General features: G+C 56.7%; 13 protein-coding genes. 8 read left to right on the top strand and 5 right to left on the bottom strand.

The features are described from left to right. Positions 1-127 precede the first annotated feature (127 nt). The 8 genes from CSR02_RS00990 (at position 128) to murA (ending at position 8,828) form a co-directional block, all read left to right on the top strand. Positions 128-781 (top strand): ABC transporter substrate-binding protein, encoded by a 654-nt coding sequence (locus CSR02_RS00990; protein WP_042787029.1) that lies wholly within the window; start codon positions 128-130, stop codon positions 779-781. 76 nt (positions 782-857) lie between these two features. Beyond that, entirely contained in the window at positions 858-2,027 is a 1,170-nt protein-coding gene (gene hpnI, locus CSR02_RS00985) for a bacteriohopanetetrol glucosamine biosynthesis glycosyltransferase HpnI (protein ID WP_042787030.1), read from the top strand. A gap of 132 nt (positions 2,028-2,159) precedes the next feature. Further along, positions 2,160-3,590: a hopanoid biosynthesis associated radical SAM protein HpnJ gene (gene hpnJ, locus CSR02_RS00980; protein ID WP_183172666.1), complete on the top strand. Its 1,431-nt coding sequence runs from the start codon at positions 2,160-2,162 to the stop codon at positions 3,588-3,590. A gap of 101 nt (positions 3,591-3,691) precedes the next feature. Further along, positions 3,692-4,579: a hopanoid biosynthesis-associated protein HpnK gene (gene hpnK, locus CSR02_RS00975; protein ID WP_099540178.1), complete on the top strand. Its 888-nt coding sequence runs from the start codon at positions 3,692-3,694 to the stop codon at positions 4,577-4,579. 332 nt (positions 4,580-4,911) lie between these two features. Further along, positions 4,912-6,675: a carbohydrate porin gene (locus CSR02_RS00970; RefSeq protein ID WP_052013511.1), complete on the top strand. Its 1,764-nt coding sequence runs from the start codon at positions 4,912-4,914 to the stop codon at positions 6,673-6,675. Between the two features lie 106 nt (positions 6,676-6,781). Then, entirely contained in the window at positions 6,782-7,012 is a 231-nt protein-coding gene (locus tag CSR02_RS00965) for a hypothetical protein (RefSeq protein WP_042787034.1), read from the top strand. After that, positions 7,003-7,557: a dCTP deaminase gene (gene dcd / locus CSR02_RS00960; protein WP_099540176.1), complete on the top strand. Its 555-nt coding sequence runs from the start codon at positions 7,003-7,005 to the stop codon at positions 7,555-7,557. Before CSR02_RS00965 ends, dcd begins: the two co-directional genes overlap by 10 nt. An 8-nt stretch (positions 7,558-7,565) precedes the next feature. Next, a complete protein-coding gene (murA, locus tag CSR02_RS00955) occupies positions 7,566-8,828 on the top strand; it encodes a UDP-N-acetylglucosamine 1-carboxyvinyltransferase (RefSeq protein WP_042787036.1) in 1,263 nt (420 codons plus the stop codon). Between the two features lie 67 nt (positions 8,829-8,895). Here the strand turns inward: murA and CSR02_RS00950 are convergent, their stop codons facing one another. The 5 genes from CSR02_RS00950 to CSR02_RS00930 form a co-directional block, all read right to left on the bottom strand. Continuing rightward, positions 8,896-9,900, bottom strand: a complete 1,005-nt coding sequence (locus CSR02_RS00950) for a multidrug resistance efflux transporter family protein (protein ID WP_099540174.1) — start codon at positions 9,898-9,900, stop codon at positions 8,896-8,898. A gap of 192 nt (positions 9,901-10,092) precedes the next feature. Beyond that, positions 10,093-10,683 (bottom strand): LutC/YkgG family protein, encoded by a 591-nt coding sequence (locus tag CSR02_RS00945; protein ID WP_042787037.1) that lies wholly within the window; start codon positions 10,681-10,683, stop codon positions 10,093-10,095. Next, positions 10,680-12,083, bottom strand: coding sequence for a lactate utilization protein B (locus CSR02_RS00940; protein ID WP_042787038.1), 1,404 nt, complete (start codon positions 12,081-12,083; stop codon positions 10,680-10,682). The genes CSR02_RS00945 and CSR02_RS00940 overlap by 4 nt, the downstream gene beginning before the upstream one ends. Next, positions 12,080-12,823 (bottom strand): (Fe-S)-binding protein, encoded by a 744-nt coding sequence (locus CSR02_RS00935; protein ID WP_042787039.1) that lies wholly within the window; start codon positions 12,821-12,823, stop codon positions 12,080-12,082. The genes CSR02_RS00940 and CSR02_RS00935 overlap by 4 nt, the downstream gene beginning before the upstream one ends. A gap of 32 nt (positions 12,824-12,855) precedes the next feature. Next, the gene (locus CSR02_RS00930) at positions 12,856-14,550 is read right to left on the bottom strand and encodes a thiamine pyrophosphate-binding protein (RefSeq protein ID WP_099540172.1); all 1,695 of its coding nucleotides are present in this window, start codon (positions 14,548-14,550) and stop codon (positions 12,856-12,858) included. Between the last annotated feature and the right edge of the window lie 67 nt (positions 14,551-14,617).

The following is a 14,617-nucleotide window of genomic DNA, read 5'->3' as shown; positions in this document are numbered from 1 at the left end:
CGCCCAATACGCCGAGGCCGGACTCTCCGCACCACACATCGTCGGAACCGCTCTAAGCGCGCTGGGCATCGGTGACATGCTTGAAGCCACCTTGCCAAACCGCGCAACCGGGACAAAATCTTAAGCCATGAAACGCTTTTCTATTCGTGCAGGCCTTGTGTTTGGTATGACCATGGCCCTTCTTCCGGTTGCTGGCGCTGGCATTTCCGCTCCGGCAGCTTTTGCCCAGTCTGCTCCGGCAAGTGCCGTAAGCGCGCCTATCCAGTCGCTGTACAAAGCGTTGGATCAGGTTCAGAACGCGCACAGCAGCTTTGCCGAACGCAGCCAGATAGTCGCTGGCGCGGTGGATCAGGCTTATGATCTTGAAGCCGTGCTCAAGGCCTCTGTTGGCCTGCGCTACGATAGCCTGAGCCCGAGCGACAAGCAGAACCTGCTGGCAGCTTTCCGCAACTTTACCATTGCGCGCTATGTCTCCAGCTTTAAGCCCGGTTCTGGCGCACGCTTCACCGTTTCTCCCTCTGTCACGGATGCGCCTGCTGGCGGTGGCAAGATTGTGGAAACCCATATCGGGTCTGATGACAGCATGCCCGGCACGGCGGTAAGCTACATTATGCATGACGAAGGTGGTGCATGGAAAATTACCGATGTGCTGCTGAGCGATTCCCGCATCAGCCAGGCGGCTGCCCAGCGGTCTGACTTCAGCTCCACGCTGAACTCCGGCGGTGTGCAGGGTTTGATCAACGTGCTGAACCGCAAGGTTCAGAGTTACTCCAAAGATTAAGAGCGAGAAGCAGCATCGTGCGCCGCAGCGGAAAGAAACCAGCGCCCCAGCAGGGCCACAAAACGGTTGAGGTGTAATGTCCGCCTTTCCGTTTCTAGCTGCGGCCAGCGCAATGCTGGCTGTTACCGGTTGCGTGCAATCTGCTTTGGGGGCGGGCCTTCTGGCCCGTTTCCGCCGCAAGGAGCACAAGCCCGTTGGCCTTAAAGCGCAACCGCCTGTTACCGTTTTAAAGCCACTTTATGGTTCTGAACCCCTGCTGGAAGAAGCTCTGGAGAGCTTTTGCACGCAGGACTACCCGCAAGTTCAGATTCTGTTTGGCGTGCGCGATGCAGATGATCCGGCCATAGCCATTGTGCGCCGCCTGCAGGAACGCCACCCGGAACTGGATATGGATCTGGTGGTCAACCCCGTGTTGCACGGGTTAAACCGCAAGATCAGCAACCTTATGAATATTCTGCCGCAGGCCAAGCACGATATTCTTGTTATTTCCGATTCTGATATTCATGTCAGCCCGGATTATCTTCAACATATCGTGGCCGGGTTGAACACACCCAACACCGGGTTGGTTACTACCCTGTATGCTGGCCTGCCTGCCAAGCGCACCGTGGTGCAGATGCTGGCCGCCTGCCAGATCAACCACAATTTTCTGCCCGGTGTCATTCTCTCCCGCTATCTGGGGCGGCAGGATTGTCTGGGCGCCACCATGGCCCTGCGGCGTGAAACGCTGGAACAGGTTGGTGGGCTGGAAGCCCTGTTGCCCCATGTGGCGGACGATGCGCTGCTAGGCCGGCTTGTGCGCCAGTTGGGCATGGATATTACCATTGCCGACTGCCTGACATGGACCACCATTGCCGAATCCAGTTTTACGGAACTGCTGAAGCATGAGCTCAGATGGGGCCGCACAGTCTGCACGCTTGCACCGGCGGGCTATGCGGCTTCTTCAATCCAGCTTCCACTGTTCTGGGCAACGCTTGTGGTGCTGTTTCAGCCCCATGCCGCGTGGACACTGCCTTTTTTCTGGGGCGTATGGGGCTTTCGCTGCCTGACTGCGTTTATGATAGACCGCACCGTAGGCTCACGCCCGCTATGGCCACTTTTGCTTTTGCCTGCGCGAGACTGGCTTTCCGCCGCCATTATGGTGGGCAGCGCCAGCGGCACGGAAGTGCATTGGCGGGGGCAGACCATGCATGTGGCCCCGCACCCGGTTGGCCCACCTTCATCTGGTGGTCTTTCCGCCAGACAGTAAGCCCGGTGCACGCAAAACTTGCCTTCTCCTTACAGCCCAGAGTAAATCCCTCAGCTAAATGACCATGGAAGCCTTGCAGACCGCTTTTTTGCCGGCTCCAACAGCTTCACGCCCTTGTCAGGATAAAAACCGATGACGATGAGAACACTTTTCCTGCAACCCCCGACTTTTGACGGTTTTGATGGTGGTGCAGGCTCGCGCTATCAGGCACGGCGCGAAATCAAGTCCTTCTGGTATCCGACATGGCTGGCCCAGCCCGCAGCACTGGTTGAAGGCAGCCGCCTGATTGATGCCCCGCCGGCAGGCATGGGTATGGAACCGATTCTGGAAGACGTAAAAAACCGTGACCTGGTGGTTCTGCACACCTCCACCCCATCCTTCGCCAAGGATGTGCAGGTGGCGCAGATGCTCAAAGACGTGAACCCGAACCTGAAGATCGGGATGGTGGGCGCAAAGGTTGCCGTGCAGCCAGAAGAAAGCCTGCTGAAAGGCGCGCCGATTGATTTTGTGGCCCGTAATGAATTTGATTACACAATCAAGGACATTGCCGATGGCCGTGACTTCAAGGACGTAGACGGCATTACGTGGCGCAACAAGGATGGCGAAATTATTGCCAACCGTGACCGCGCCATGATTGAAGACATGGACAGCCTGCCCTTCGTAACCGAAGTGTACAAGCGGGACCTGCGCATTGAGGACTACTTTATCGGCTACCTCATGCACCCCTACATTTCCATCTATACGGGCCGTGGCTGTAAATCTCGCTGCACGTTCTGCCTGTGGCCGCAAACAGTGGGTGGCCACCGTTACCGCACACGCAGCCCGCAGCACGTTGCGGCTGAAATCCGTCTGGCCAAACAGTACTTCCCACAGGTGAAAGAGTTCTTCTTTGACGATGACACTTTCACCGATGACCTGCCACGTGCAGAAGCCATTGCGCGTGAGCTGGGCAAGCTGGGTGTTACATGGTCTTGCAACGCAAAAGCCAATGTGCCGCGCGATACGCTGAAAGTGCTGCGTGACAACGGCCTGCGCCTGCTTCTGGTGGGGTATGAAAGCGGCAACCAGCAGATCCTTCATAACATCAAGAAGGGTATGCGCGTTGAAGTGGCGCGTGAGTTCACCAAGAACTGCCACGAACTTGGCATTAAAATCCACGGCACCTTTATTCTGGGTCTGCCGGGTGAAACCAAGGAAACCATTCAGGAAACCATCCGCTTCGCGCAGGAAATCAACCCGCACACGTTGCAGGTTTCTCTTGCCGCGCCGTATCCGGGCACAGCACTGCACAAGCAGGCAACGGAAAACGGCTGGCTGGATGCAAACAACGCAGAACTGCTGGATGATAACGGCGTGCAGATTGCACCGCTGCATTACCCGCACCTATCTCACACAGAAATCTTCAGCAGTGTGGAAGACTTCTACAAGAAGTTCTATTTCCGCGCGCCCAAGATTGCTTCCATTCTGGGTGAAATGGTGCGCTCTCCGCAGATGATGAAGCGCCGCCTGCGTGAAGGTGTGGAATTCTTCCAGTTCCTCAAAAACCGCAAGGACGCTGCGTAAGCCACGCATGCCTTATGGGCGGGGGTGAAACACACCTCCGCCCATGACATACGCCCCCTGCCAGTGCTAGATACAGCGGAAGCAAGATCAGGGGTTCTGTTATGAAACGCGCCATTATCTCTGCCGATGATTTCGGCATGTCAGTTGAAGTGAATGAGGCAATCGAACTTGCCCATCGCAATGGCCTGCTTTCAACCGCCAGCCTGATGGTTGCGGGGGAAGCGGTGGATGATGCCATAGAGCGCGCCAAGCGCCTGCCTACCCTAAATGTTGGCCTGCACCTTGTGGTGATAGAAGGCCCTGCGGTGCTGCCCCATACCAGCCTGCCGCTGATTACCCAGCCCGATGGCTGGTTTTCCTCCTCACAATTCGGGTTGGGGGTAGATTACTTCTTCCGCCCCGAAGGCCGACGCGAACTGGAAGCCGAAATTACCGCCCAGTTTGAAGCCTTCCGCCGCACTGGCCTGCGGCTGGACCACGCAAACGCCCACAAACACATGCACCTGCACCCTACGGTGGGGCATCTGCTGGTTACCATTGGCAAACGCTACGGGCTTAATGCCGTGCGCGTGCCGCTGGAACCGCCCGAACCCCTTTATGCCGCAGGCACTTACACAGATACGCTGGGGGATGCCGCCCTGCGCCGCTGGACAAGCCTTTTGCGCCATCAGGTTCATTCTGCGGGCATGAAAACAAATGACTGGTGCTTTGGGCTGGCATGGAGCGGCCACATGACAACAGACCGTGTATCAGCACTGGCCGCGCATCTGCCTGAAGGTGTTTCTGAAATCTATTTTCACCCTGCCACACACAAAAATGCCCTGCTGAAAAGGCTAATGCCCACTTATGAGCAGGAAGCCGAATTCAAAGCTTTGTGTTCTCCCGGCTTTCGGGCCGGGCTGGAACATGCCCATGCGCAATTGTGTGGCTGGCAGGATCTGGTAATGCCGCAGGACAATGTGCCACCTGTTGCAAAATTACCGTTATAACAAGGCATACATAATAATATTGGCTTTTATTTCATCTTTATAGTTTTTTAGGAAATATTATTACAAATTTCAGCTTGACCACACAGAACGCTTCTGTTTGTGATGAGGGGCCAATAACCAAAAACAACAATAATGGTTGGTCCCATGTCTTGCACCTTAAGCTTTCGCGCTTTGCGTTCATCCGCTGCCTTTGCGCTAAAAGGTGAATTGTCCACCTATGCGCGCTGGCCCACCATGCTGCTTTAAACAGACAGGCAAGCTCTGCGGAGCTTTTTCCTTATCAGCATTGTGGTCAACAATTTCCGACACTCATGATTTTTGCGGGAAGCGGAATGACTTTTTTTAAAACATGCCGCCTCAAAGCGGAGCATGACATCCCAGGGCGTACATTTTCTGGCGCCTTTTCTGCAGTGTTTGCAGGTTGCGCGGCTGTTGCATTGTCCGTTGGTACGTACAAAACAGCACAGGCGCAAAGTACTGCCACATCTCCTCTTACGGCCCAACCCGCCGTAGCACCTGTATCCGATGCCATTATTGCGCCGGGCAACAGCAAAGTGCATGCGGCTCCGGCAAAGGCGGCCCGCCCGTTGGATGCAGAATCCCTCGGCCCGGATCTCAACGCCATTCGCCGGCCACCCAACACGCCTATTCCACCCAGCGGTGTACCCGTTCTGCCGTTTCCCGGTATGGCCACCATGAGCGTGCAGCCTGTGGGGCCATCGGGCGATGCCTCGGCCTTTCATAAGGTGGAGCTGGATTCCATTCTGCCCACAGAAGGCCCCTCCCGCATGTTGCCCCCCAGCCTGGATGCGCTGCGGGATACGGATTTGAATGATCCGTACTACGTGCCCACAGCGGGGTCTGGCGCGCTTATTCCGCAGCTTTCATCATTCCGAAACCGGCTGCGTGAAAAAGGCTTTACCTTTTCCTTTACTTACAAGGGTGAAGCCAACGGCCTGTTTGCCGGTGGCCGACCGGGGGAAAAAGGCACCAGCTACGTGCATGAGCTCACTCTTCAGGCCATTTTCGATCTGGGCAAAATGAACCCCAGTTTGGGCGGGTGGTCTGTGCATACACTGGTGATGGAACGTGCAGGTAAGGCCATTCAGGGCCCGCGTGTGGGCGAATCCTACGTTGGCTTGCAGGAAGTGTATTCTCTTTCTGGCAACGTGGTGGCCCATCTGGTGGACCTGTATGCCGAAAAGAAATTCCGCAACAACACGCTGGATGTCATTTTCGGGCGTATGTCGCTCACCCATGTGTTTGCAACATCGCCTCTGCTCTGCTCGTTCATGGTCACCTGTTCCGCACCTGTGGCCATCAAACAGAATCCGGGCATGAGCGTGTATCCAAAAGCCACATGGGGTGCGCGTATCCGCTTCCGCCCCACATGGGATACGGCCATTCAGATTGGCGCGTATTCGGTTGGCGCGCTGAACGAGAATCCCTCCGGCTGGGCATGGGGCGCAGAACACGCCACCGGTATTTCCCTGCCCATCGAATTTACGTGGCAGCCCTTTTTAACCCGCAACCGTCTGCCGGGGCACTATGTGTTGGGCTATGCGCATGACACCACGCGCTATGCCGATAAAATTGGCTCTGCCCTGCCTAGTGCTGTTGCAGCACAGGTGCCCGGTGCACGCTCCGCCCCGTCTGACATGTTCTGGCTGGAAGCGGACCAGATGGTGTATCGCCTTGGTGGCCGTAACATGATGGCCGGTGGCTACCTGATGGGCGGTTACATTCATGTCACCCCGCGCGCCGTGAATGTATCGGACCAGCTTTATGGCGGCATTTCTCTTGTGGGAGTGATTCCCTCCCGCATGACAGACCGTCTGGGCATGATGTTTTCATGGTACAAGGTCAGCAACCGGCGGCGGCAAAGCGAGCAACTGGCACTGGATGGCGGATACGGCCTGCCCAGCGGAGTATATGGCGTGCAGCATTCGTCTGATGTGATTGAGGCCTATTACGGTATTGATGCTCTGCCTGGCCTGCTGGTGCAGCCAGAGTTCCAGTACATGATTCACCCTGGTGAAACACACAAAATCCGCAACGCGGGCATGATGGGCCTTAAGGTTATTGCCAACCTTTAAAGGTTTTACTTACCCGTATGGCAGTCTGCCCTAGTCAGGGCGGGCTGCCTATGCTAGTCAGCCTGTCGAACGTTCAACCTACGCGACTGGCCTGCTGCATACCGGCATGACTGATACGCCCAAAAACACATCTTCCGGCCCCCGCCTGACCTCTAGGGCAGAAGCTGCCCGAGCCGAGCGCATGGCCCGACAGGCTGCGGCGCTGCGTGCCAATTTGCGCCGCCGCAAGGAACAGGCACGCACACGGCAGGACCAGACAGATCCTGCCACTCCCACCAGTTCTGAACCCGGCGCACAAGACCGCCACCCTACCGGAGAAGACAAGACATGCCCGTGATGCCAGATACATGGATCCGCCAGATGGCACAGGACCACGGCATGATTGAACCGTTTGTGGAAAACCAGAAGCGCGAAGGCGTTATTTCCTACGGTCTTTCCTCCTACGGATATGATGCCCGTGTGGCGGATGATTTCCGCATTTTTACGGATGTAAACAACGCCATTGTAGACCCCAAGAATTTCAGCCCCGATGGCTTTGTTTCCCGCCGGGCCGATGTGTGCATTATTCCGCCCAACAGCTTTGTGCTGGCCCATACGATTGAATACTTCCGTATCCCGCGTGATGTACTGGTAGTGTGCTTGGGCAAATCCACCTATGCGCGGTGCGGCATTATCGTCAACGTCACCCCTCTGGAACCGGAATGGGAAGGACAGGTGACAATCGAGATCAGCAACACCACGCCCCTGCCCGCGCGCATTTACGCCAATGAGGGCATCTGCCAGTTCCTGTTCTTCAAGGGGGATAGCCCGTGTGAAGTCAGCTACGCAGATCGGTCTGGCAAATATATGGGCCAGCGTGGCGTTGCCACCCCGCGGATGTAAGAGAGATTATGGATCGTTTCATCATCCGGGGCGGACGCCCCCTGCACGGCGAAATTACCATTGGCGGCGCCAAAAACGCGGGCCTGAAACTGCTGGTGGCCGGGCTGCTGACATCTGAACGGCTTGTTCTTTCCAACGTGCCGCGCATTGCCGATATTGGCACCATGCGCGCGCTGCTCCAGCAGCATGGGCTGGAAGTGAAAGACGTGAATGGCGATGGCTCCACCATTTCCGTCGGTGGGGACATTACCAACACCGAAGCACCGTATGACATTGTTTCCAAAATGCGCGCTTCCATTCTGGTGCTGGGTCCGCTGCTGGCCCGCTGCCACGAGGCACGCGTTTCCCTGCCCGGCGGATGCGCCATTGGCACGCGCCCGGTGGATATGCACCTGAAGGGGCTGGAAACTCTGGGCGCGGAAATTACGCTGGAAAACGGTTACATTCATGCCCGCGCGCCCAAGGGGCTGAAGGGCGAGCGCGTTATTCTGCCGTTTGCCTCCGTTGGGGCCACAGAAAACATCATGATGGCCGCCACCCTTGCCAAAGGGCGCACGGAAATTGTGAATGCCGCGCGTGAGCCGGAAATGGTGGATCTGGCCAACTGCCTGAACGCCATGGGCGCACGTATTTCTGGCGCAGGCACCGGCACCATTACCATTGATGGTGTGGAAGCCCTGCACGGTGCCGAGCACCGCATTATGCCAGACCGTATTGAATGTGGCACTTATGCCTGCGCCGCCGCCATTACCGGCGGTGACCTGCGCCTGATTGATGGGCATGTGGACCATCTGGGTGCTGTGGTGCGTGCGCTGGAAGAAACCGGCGTGGAAGTGACGCAGGAAGGCAACGCCATGCGCGTGCGCCGCACCGGTGCGCTGCGTGGCATTGATATTATGACAGAACCCTACCCCGGCTTCCCCACAGATATGCAGGCCCAGTTTATGGCGCTGCTTTCTGTGGCCGAAGGGGCTTCCATGATTACGGAAACCATTTTTGAAAACCGTTTCATGCATGTGCCGGAGCTTAACCGCATGGGCGCACGCATTAACGTGCATGGGTCTTCCGCCATTATTCGCGGCGTGCACAGCCTTTCTGGCGCACCTGTTATGGCAACAGATTTGCGCGCATCTTTCTCGCTCATTCTGGCTGGGCTTGCCGCGCATGGGGAAACCATCCTCAGCCGCGTGTATCACCTAGACCGTGGATATGAGGCTGTGGAACGCAAACTGGCCGCCTGTGGCGCACAAATTGAGCGTGTGCGGGACTAATATACCGCTCACAACATAGCGTTTTAAAAACGGGTGGTGACAGCAATGCTCCCACCCGTTTTTGTATTCAGGGTTCGGGCGCGGTTTCCTCACTTACGGCAAAGCCAATCAAGCCACCCATAACGGCCATAAGGCCCACGTAATCTGCCATTCCCAGTGACACACTGCCAAGCAGCAGGGCTTCCCCCGCCAATGTAAACCCAACCTCTCCCGCCTGTGTGGCGTCCACGGCGGCAATCAGATACGGATCTGATGAAAGGTTGCGGGCATAGGTAAATAGTGGCGTGGCCAAGCAGCCTGCAAATAGCGCAATCAGGCCCGTGGATGTTATCTGCCCCATATCTGGCAATGGGGGGCGCACCAGCAACAAAAGTCCCGCAAAAAATGGCAGGGCACCAAGTGTCATCAGCAAAACAGCGGTCAGTGGATCTTGCAACAGCGCAGCATGCGGCCCTGCCTGATGCCGGAACCGATTAAGCAACTGGTTGCCTATAGGGTAACAGAACGCCGCCACCAGCAACGGCACCACGCCAGAGGCAATTTGTGCCAGCGGTACGCCAGCTTCCAACCGCCCTGCATTGAGAATAACGATACCGGCAAAAATTAGCACCAGAAACGCCACACCGCGTAAGGGTACCTTGCCACCAAAAGCCCATAGCACCACAGGCGTGGCCAGAATGGTGCTTTGCCATGTGGCCGCAACTATCCAGCCGGGCGCATGATTGGCCGCAAAGCAGCAGCACGCGTAAAAGGCACCATACCCAATGCCTCCTGCCACCAGCCAGAAGCGCAGCTTTTGCCAGAACAGGTGCCAGATTGCCCCCAACCAGCGCGCGCCTTTGGCCACAAAGCCCCACGCCAACAGTAGCAAAGCGGTTTCAATATACCGGAGTGCAGCGCTCCACACCCAGTGCCCGCCGTGCAGGCTGATAGACCTGTTGAGCACAAAGGTGACAGAAAACAACGCCGAGGCCACCAGCCCCAGCCCGATAAGCCGAGGCGCCCCCGTGCCACCATGCCGTATGCCTGCGCCTGCCAGAATGGGCGCTGCTGCTGTGTTTTTCTCCACCATATCTGCGCCCCTGTTTTATCCTCGCACCACACTTTTCAACCATGCACAGGCAAAGCCTGCCCTTTATTCTGTGCGATGTGTTAACGAATAATACAAGAGCGCACCGCCTGCTGCGCACATACAAAAAAGCCGGAGCAGGCTGATACCCACTCCGGCTTTTTGAAGAAACGCTGTTTTTCAGGCTGGCAGGGTTTAGTCTTCCCACCACACGGAAAGCGTGCGCACACCCTGTGCACCACGCACCAGCACACCCTGAATATCCGCTGTGGCGGAAGGCCCACTCATCAGCACGCCATAATTGGCGGTATGGAATTCGGGGCGGTCAATATAGGCCGTGTGCATGTTTGCAGTCAGATTCTTGGGGGAAAGAATAACCACAATATGCTGCGTGAGATGGGCGGCGGAGTTCAGGTTATTCAACTGCGCTTCGCTCAAATAGATGGAGCCCATTTCGGCAATGCCGAAAGGTGAGCGCACCACTAGCACATCCACCGAAGCCGCCTGCTGCGGAGAATCCAGATCTTCAATCCGAATTGTGCCTTCAAAATCCGGCACCGCAGAACAGATCACCTTGGAATCCGGAAAAGTACGCGCAATGGCCGTGGCCAGCGTATCGTTTTCCTGTGGTTCCAGTATCTGGCCGCCAATAATTTGCAGGCTGTTTTCAAACCGCGCCTTACCCGCATCCATATCCCCCAGCTTGGCAACGGGGGGCAGCGGATGGGCGTTGGGGTCTGGGCGGTTATCCCGCAAACGGGCTAGAATGGCATCACGCGAGCTCATGCTTTTTCCCCTTCCTTCTGCTTGTTCAGGCGGTTTTTCTTGTACCAGCTGTTGAAGGTGGTTTTGACGGGGTGCGGCAGTTCACGGTGCTTGCCCCACGGGTTCAGCCAGTTATACAGCACAAAGCGCGGCATCGTGCTCAGCGCCACTTCCGTGCCGTTAATGGCGGCGCGGTACAGCTTGGGCTGGCCCATAAGTTTGCCTGCCATATGCATGATCTCACGTTTTACAAACGGCAGTTCATGGTGTTCAGCCAACACACGCCGCCATTTGTAAAGCTGCTCGTGAATGTTGATCTTGACCGGGCACACATTGGTGCAGCTTCCGTTCATGGTGGAAGCAAACGGCAGCGTGCTGTATTTGCGCTCGTTAAAGGTGGGGTCAATAATTGCGCCAATCGGGCCGGAATACACCGCACCGTAGGACAGACCACCGGAACGGCGATACACCGGGCAGGTGTTCATGCACGCACCGCAGCGGATACATTTCAGCGATGTCCAGAAATCCTGCATGCCAAGGCGATGGGAGCGGCCATTATCCACCAGCACCACGTGCATTTCACTACCCTTTTGCGGGCCACGGAAATGCGTGGTGTACTGCGTAATGGGAGAACCCAGCGCACTGCGGGAAAGCAGGCGGATAAACACACCCATATCCGCCATACGCGGCACAAGGCGTTCGATCCCAATGGTGGCAATATGCAATTTTGGCACCGTGGCGCTCAGATCGGCATTGCCTTCATTGGTGCAGACCACGAAGGAACCCGTTTCCGCCACCACAAAGTTGCCGCCTGTCATCCCGGCATCACCAGAAAGAATAACCGGGCGCGCGGCCAGACGCTGCTGCCATGCCAAAGACTGCGCGCTGTTGTCGTTCGGGTCTGTGTGATAGTGCTCGGCAAAAATCTTGGCCACATCCGGTATCAGCTTATGCACGGCTGGCACCACAATATGGCTGGGCATCTGGTTATCCAGCTGCTGAATACGCTCGCCAAGGTCTGTCTCGGTTACCGTAATGCCGCGTGGTTCCAGATACTCACGCATCTGGCATTCTTCGGTGACCATCGACTTACTTTTGATAAGCGATTTGACGCCGTGTTTTTCCAGAATTTCGCCAACAATACGGTTATGCTCCGCGCCATCGGCTGCCCAATGAACATGAATACCGTTCTTTTTGGCGTTGGCCTCAAACTGCTCCAGATATTCGGGCAGGTTGGCCAGCGTGTGTTCCTTGATCTGGGAGGCACGGGTGCGCAATTCCTGCCATTCTGGCAGAATGTGCATCTGTTCATCCCGCTTCTGGCGTAGGTCCCACAGGCGTTCATCATGAAAAGTTTCATGAGCAACGTCTTCAATAAACTTTTCAGCCGCCAGAGCGTGATTGACTGGTTTGACCTTCATTCCCGTGCTCCGTTCAGAATTTCAGCAATATGAATGAAGCGGATGGGAACCCCGGCCCGTTCCGCACACCCCTGCTGGTGCATCATGCAGGACGTATCGGCAGAAACAATGTATTCCGCCCCGGCCTTGTGATGATCTGTTACCTTATCTACCCCCATTTTGGCGGAAACGGCTTCTTCCGTGACCGAGAAGGTGCCGCCAAAACCACAGCATTCATCCGGCCGTTTGGGATGGGCAAAGGAAATGCCCTTGACCTTGGAAAGCAGATCCATCGGCTTGGAGAAGAAAGGTTCACCCAGTTCGGACATGCTGGCCGTGCGCAGGGCGCGCAGGGTGCCGCAGCTGTTGTGCAGGCCCACCTTGTGTGGGAACTCTGCCCAAGGGAAGTTATCCACCTTCAGCACATCGTGCAGAAATTCCACCAGCTCAAAAGTGTTTTCACGCACATGCCGCACTTCATCCGTTTGCGGAATGGCATCAAAGTTGTCCCGCACATGGTGGGTGCAACTGCCAGACGGCATGACAATGGCATCGTATTTGGCAAAGAGTTTGACAAACAGCGCCTCAGCAGAGGCCGCATCCCTGTTACAGCCTGAATTGGCCATGGGCTGGCCGCAGCAGGTTTGTTCTGTGGGATATTCCACATCCTGGCCCAGCTTTTCCAGCAATTCCAATGTGGCAATCCCTGCGTTTGGATAAAACGCATCTATGTAACAGGGAATAAACAACCCGATTTTCATACGCACCCCCGGTTTTTGCAAGCCTGACACTCTCAGCCCGCTGCAATCATAATTTCAACAAGCGCGGGACCATCGGTCGCCAATGCTGCTTCCAGCGTGGGCGCAATATCCGCTGCCCGCGTTACTCTGCTGGAAGGCACCCCCATGGACCGGGCCAGAGCCTGATAGTCTATTTGTGGATCAACAATATCCATGGCGGGATATGTCCCCTCCTGCGCAGAGATATAGTTGTTTTGCTGCCGCATGAAGTTCTTGAGCACGTTGTACTCGCGATTGTTCATCACAACAAAAGTAACGGGCAGCTTTTCATGCGCGGCTGTCCACAACGCCTGTGGGGAATACAGGGCTGCCCCATCCCCCACCAATGAGACCACTCTGTCTCGCCCCAGGCCAAGTGAGGCCCCAACAGCCGCAGGCATGCCCCAGCCCAATGCCCCACCCCGCAAAAAGGAATACTGGGCAGGCCATGCACTTTCTAAAAACAGTCGCACATCGGATGAGGTGGCAATGGCCTCATCCACAATGGCAATATCCGGGCCGATGGCGCGCACAACTTCCCACGCGGCCACGCGTGGAGAGATAACTGCATCTGCCGGATGGGCCAGCACTTCTGCCACAGCCTGTGCACGCTGTGCGCGGCGGGCTTCTGCCACCTTCTGGCCTGATGCTGCATATGCCGCACGCTGCGGAGCCGCGGCCTTTTGCAACATGGGCAACAAAGCCTGCAAGGAGGCGCGAATATCCCCCACCACAGAAAGCGGCGTCCAGAACGTACGCCCCAGATCCCGCACATCGGAAGACATCTGATACACCGCGCAAGATGGCGGCAGGGCCGGGCCTTCTGTGTACAGAATGGTAATAAGGGATTTGCCACCCAATGCGAAAATGGCGTCATACCCGCTCAGCTTTTCCGCAATGGCCGTAGCCTGCGTAGGCAGATTGCCGCACCACAACGGATGCGCGGTGGCAAACGGGATGCGTGATGGCCACGATGAGCCATAAACCGGCGCACCCAGACATTCCGCCACGGCGGCCACTTCTGCTGCGGCATCAGAGGCATAGACCTCATCCCCCGCAATAATGGCCACCTTGCCGGGGCGCAGGGCTGTAAGAGCTTGCGCCAGTTCTGGCAGCCCACCCGCCACGGCCTGACGGTTGATAGTGGAGGGTTCTCCAATATCCACGCTGCTCATTTCTTCCATCACATCCATGGGGAGTGACAGAAACACCGGCCCAGTCGGCGCGGCGGTAGAATCATGAAAAGCGCGGCGCAGCAAAACAGGAAGCTGATCTGCATGGGCCACTTCCTGCGCCCATTTTACGGCAGGGCGGGCAATCTGCACCAGATCACCAAACAAAAGCGGATCAGAAATGGTATGGCGGGAATCCTGCTGCCCGGCGGTAACCACCAATGGGGTTTGGGACACACTGGCATTAAGCAGATTGCCCATACCGTGGCCCAAGCCACCTGCCGTATGCAGGTTTAAAAACCCCGGCTTGCGGGCTGCCTGCGCATACCCATCTGCCATGGCCACCACGCTGGCTTCCTGAAGGCCGAGAACATAGTGCACATTGGGCACTTCCAGCAGGGCATCTATCAGCGGCAGTTCCGTAGTGCCGGGGTTGCCGAATATGTATTCAACCCCTTCGCTGCGCAGCACTTCCAGCAAAACAGCCGCACCGCGCCGTGTTTTGCCGCCTGCCGTATCTACAGATGTTACTGCCATTTACGCCTGCCCCCTGTGCTGCCGTTTTGGCCAGTGTGCCACAACCTGCGCAATGGCACACATACCA

Source organism: Acetobacter pomorum, from assembly GCF_002738225.1.
GTDB lineage: Bacteria > Pseudomonadota > Alphaproteobacteria > Acetobacterales > Acetobacteraceae > Acetobacter > Acetobacter pomorum.
This window is presented reverse-complemented; position numbering and strand designations above follow the sequence as displayed.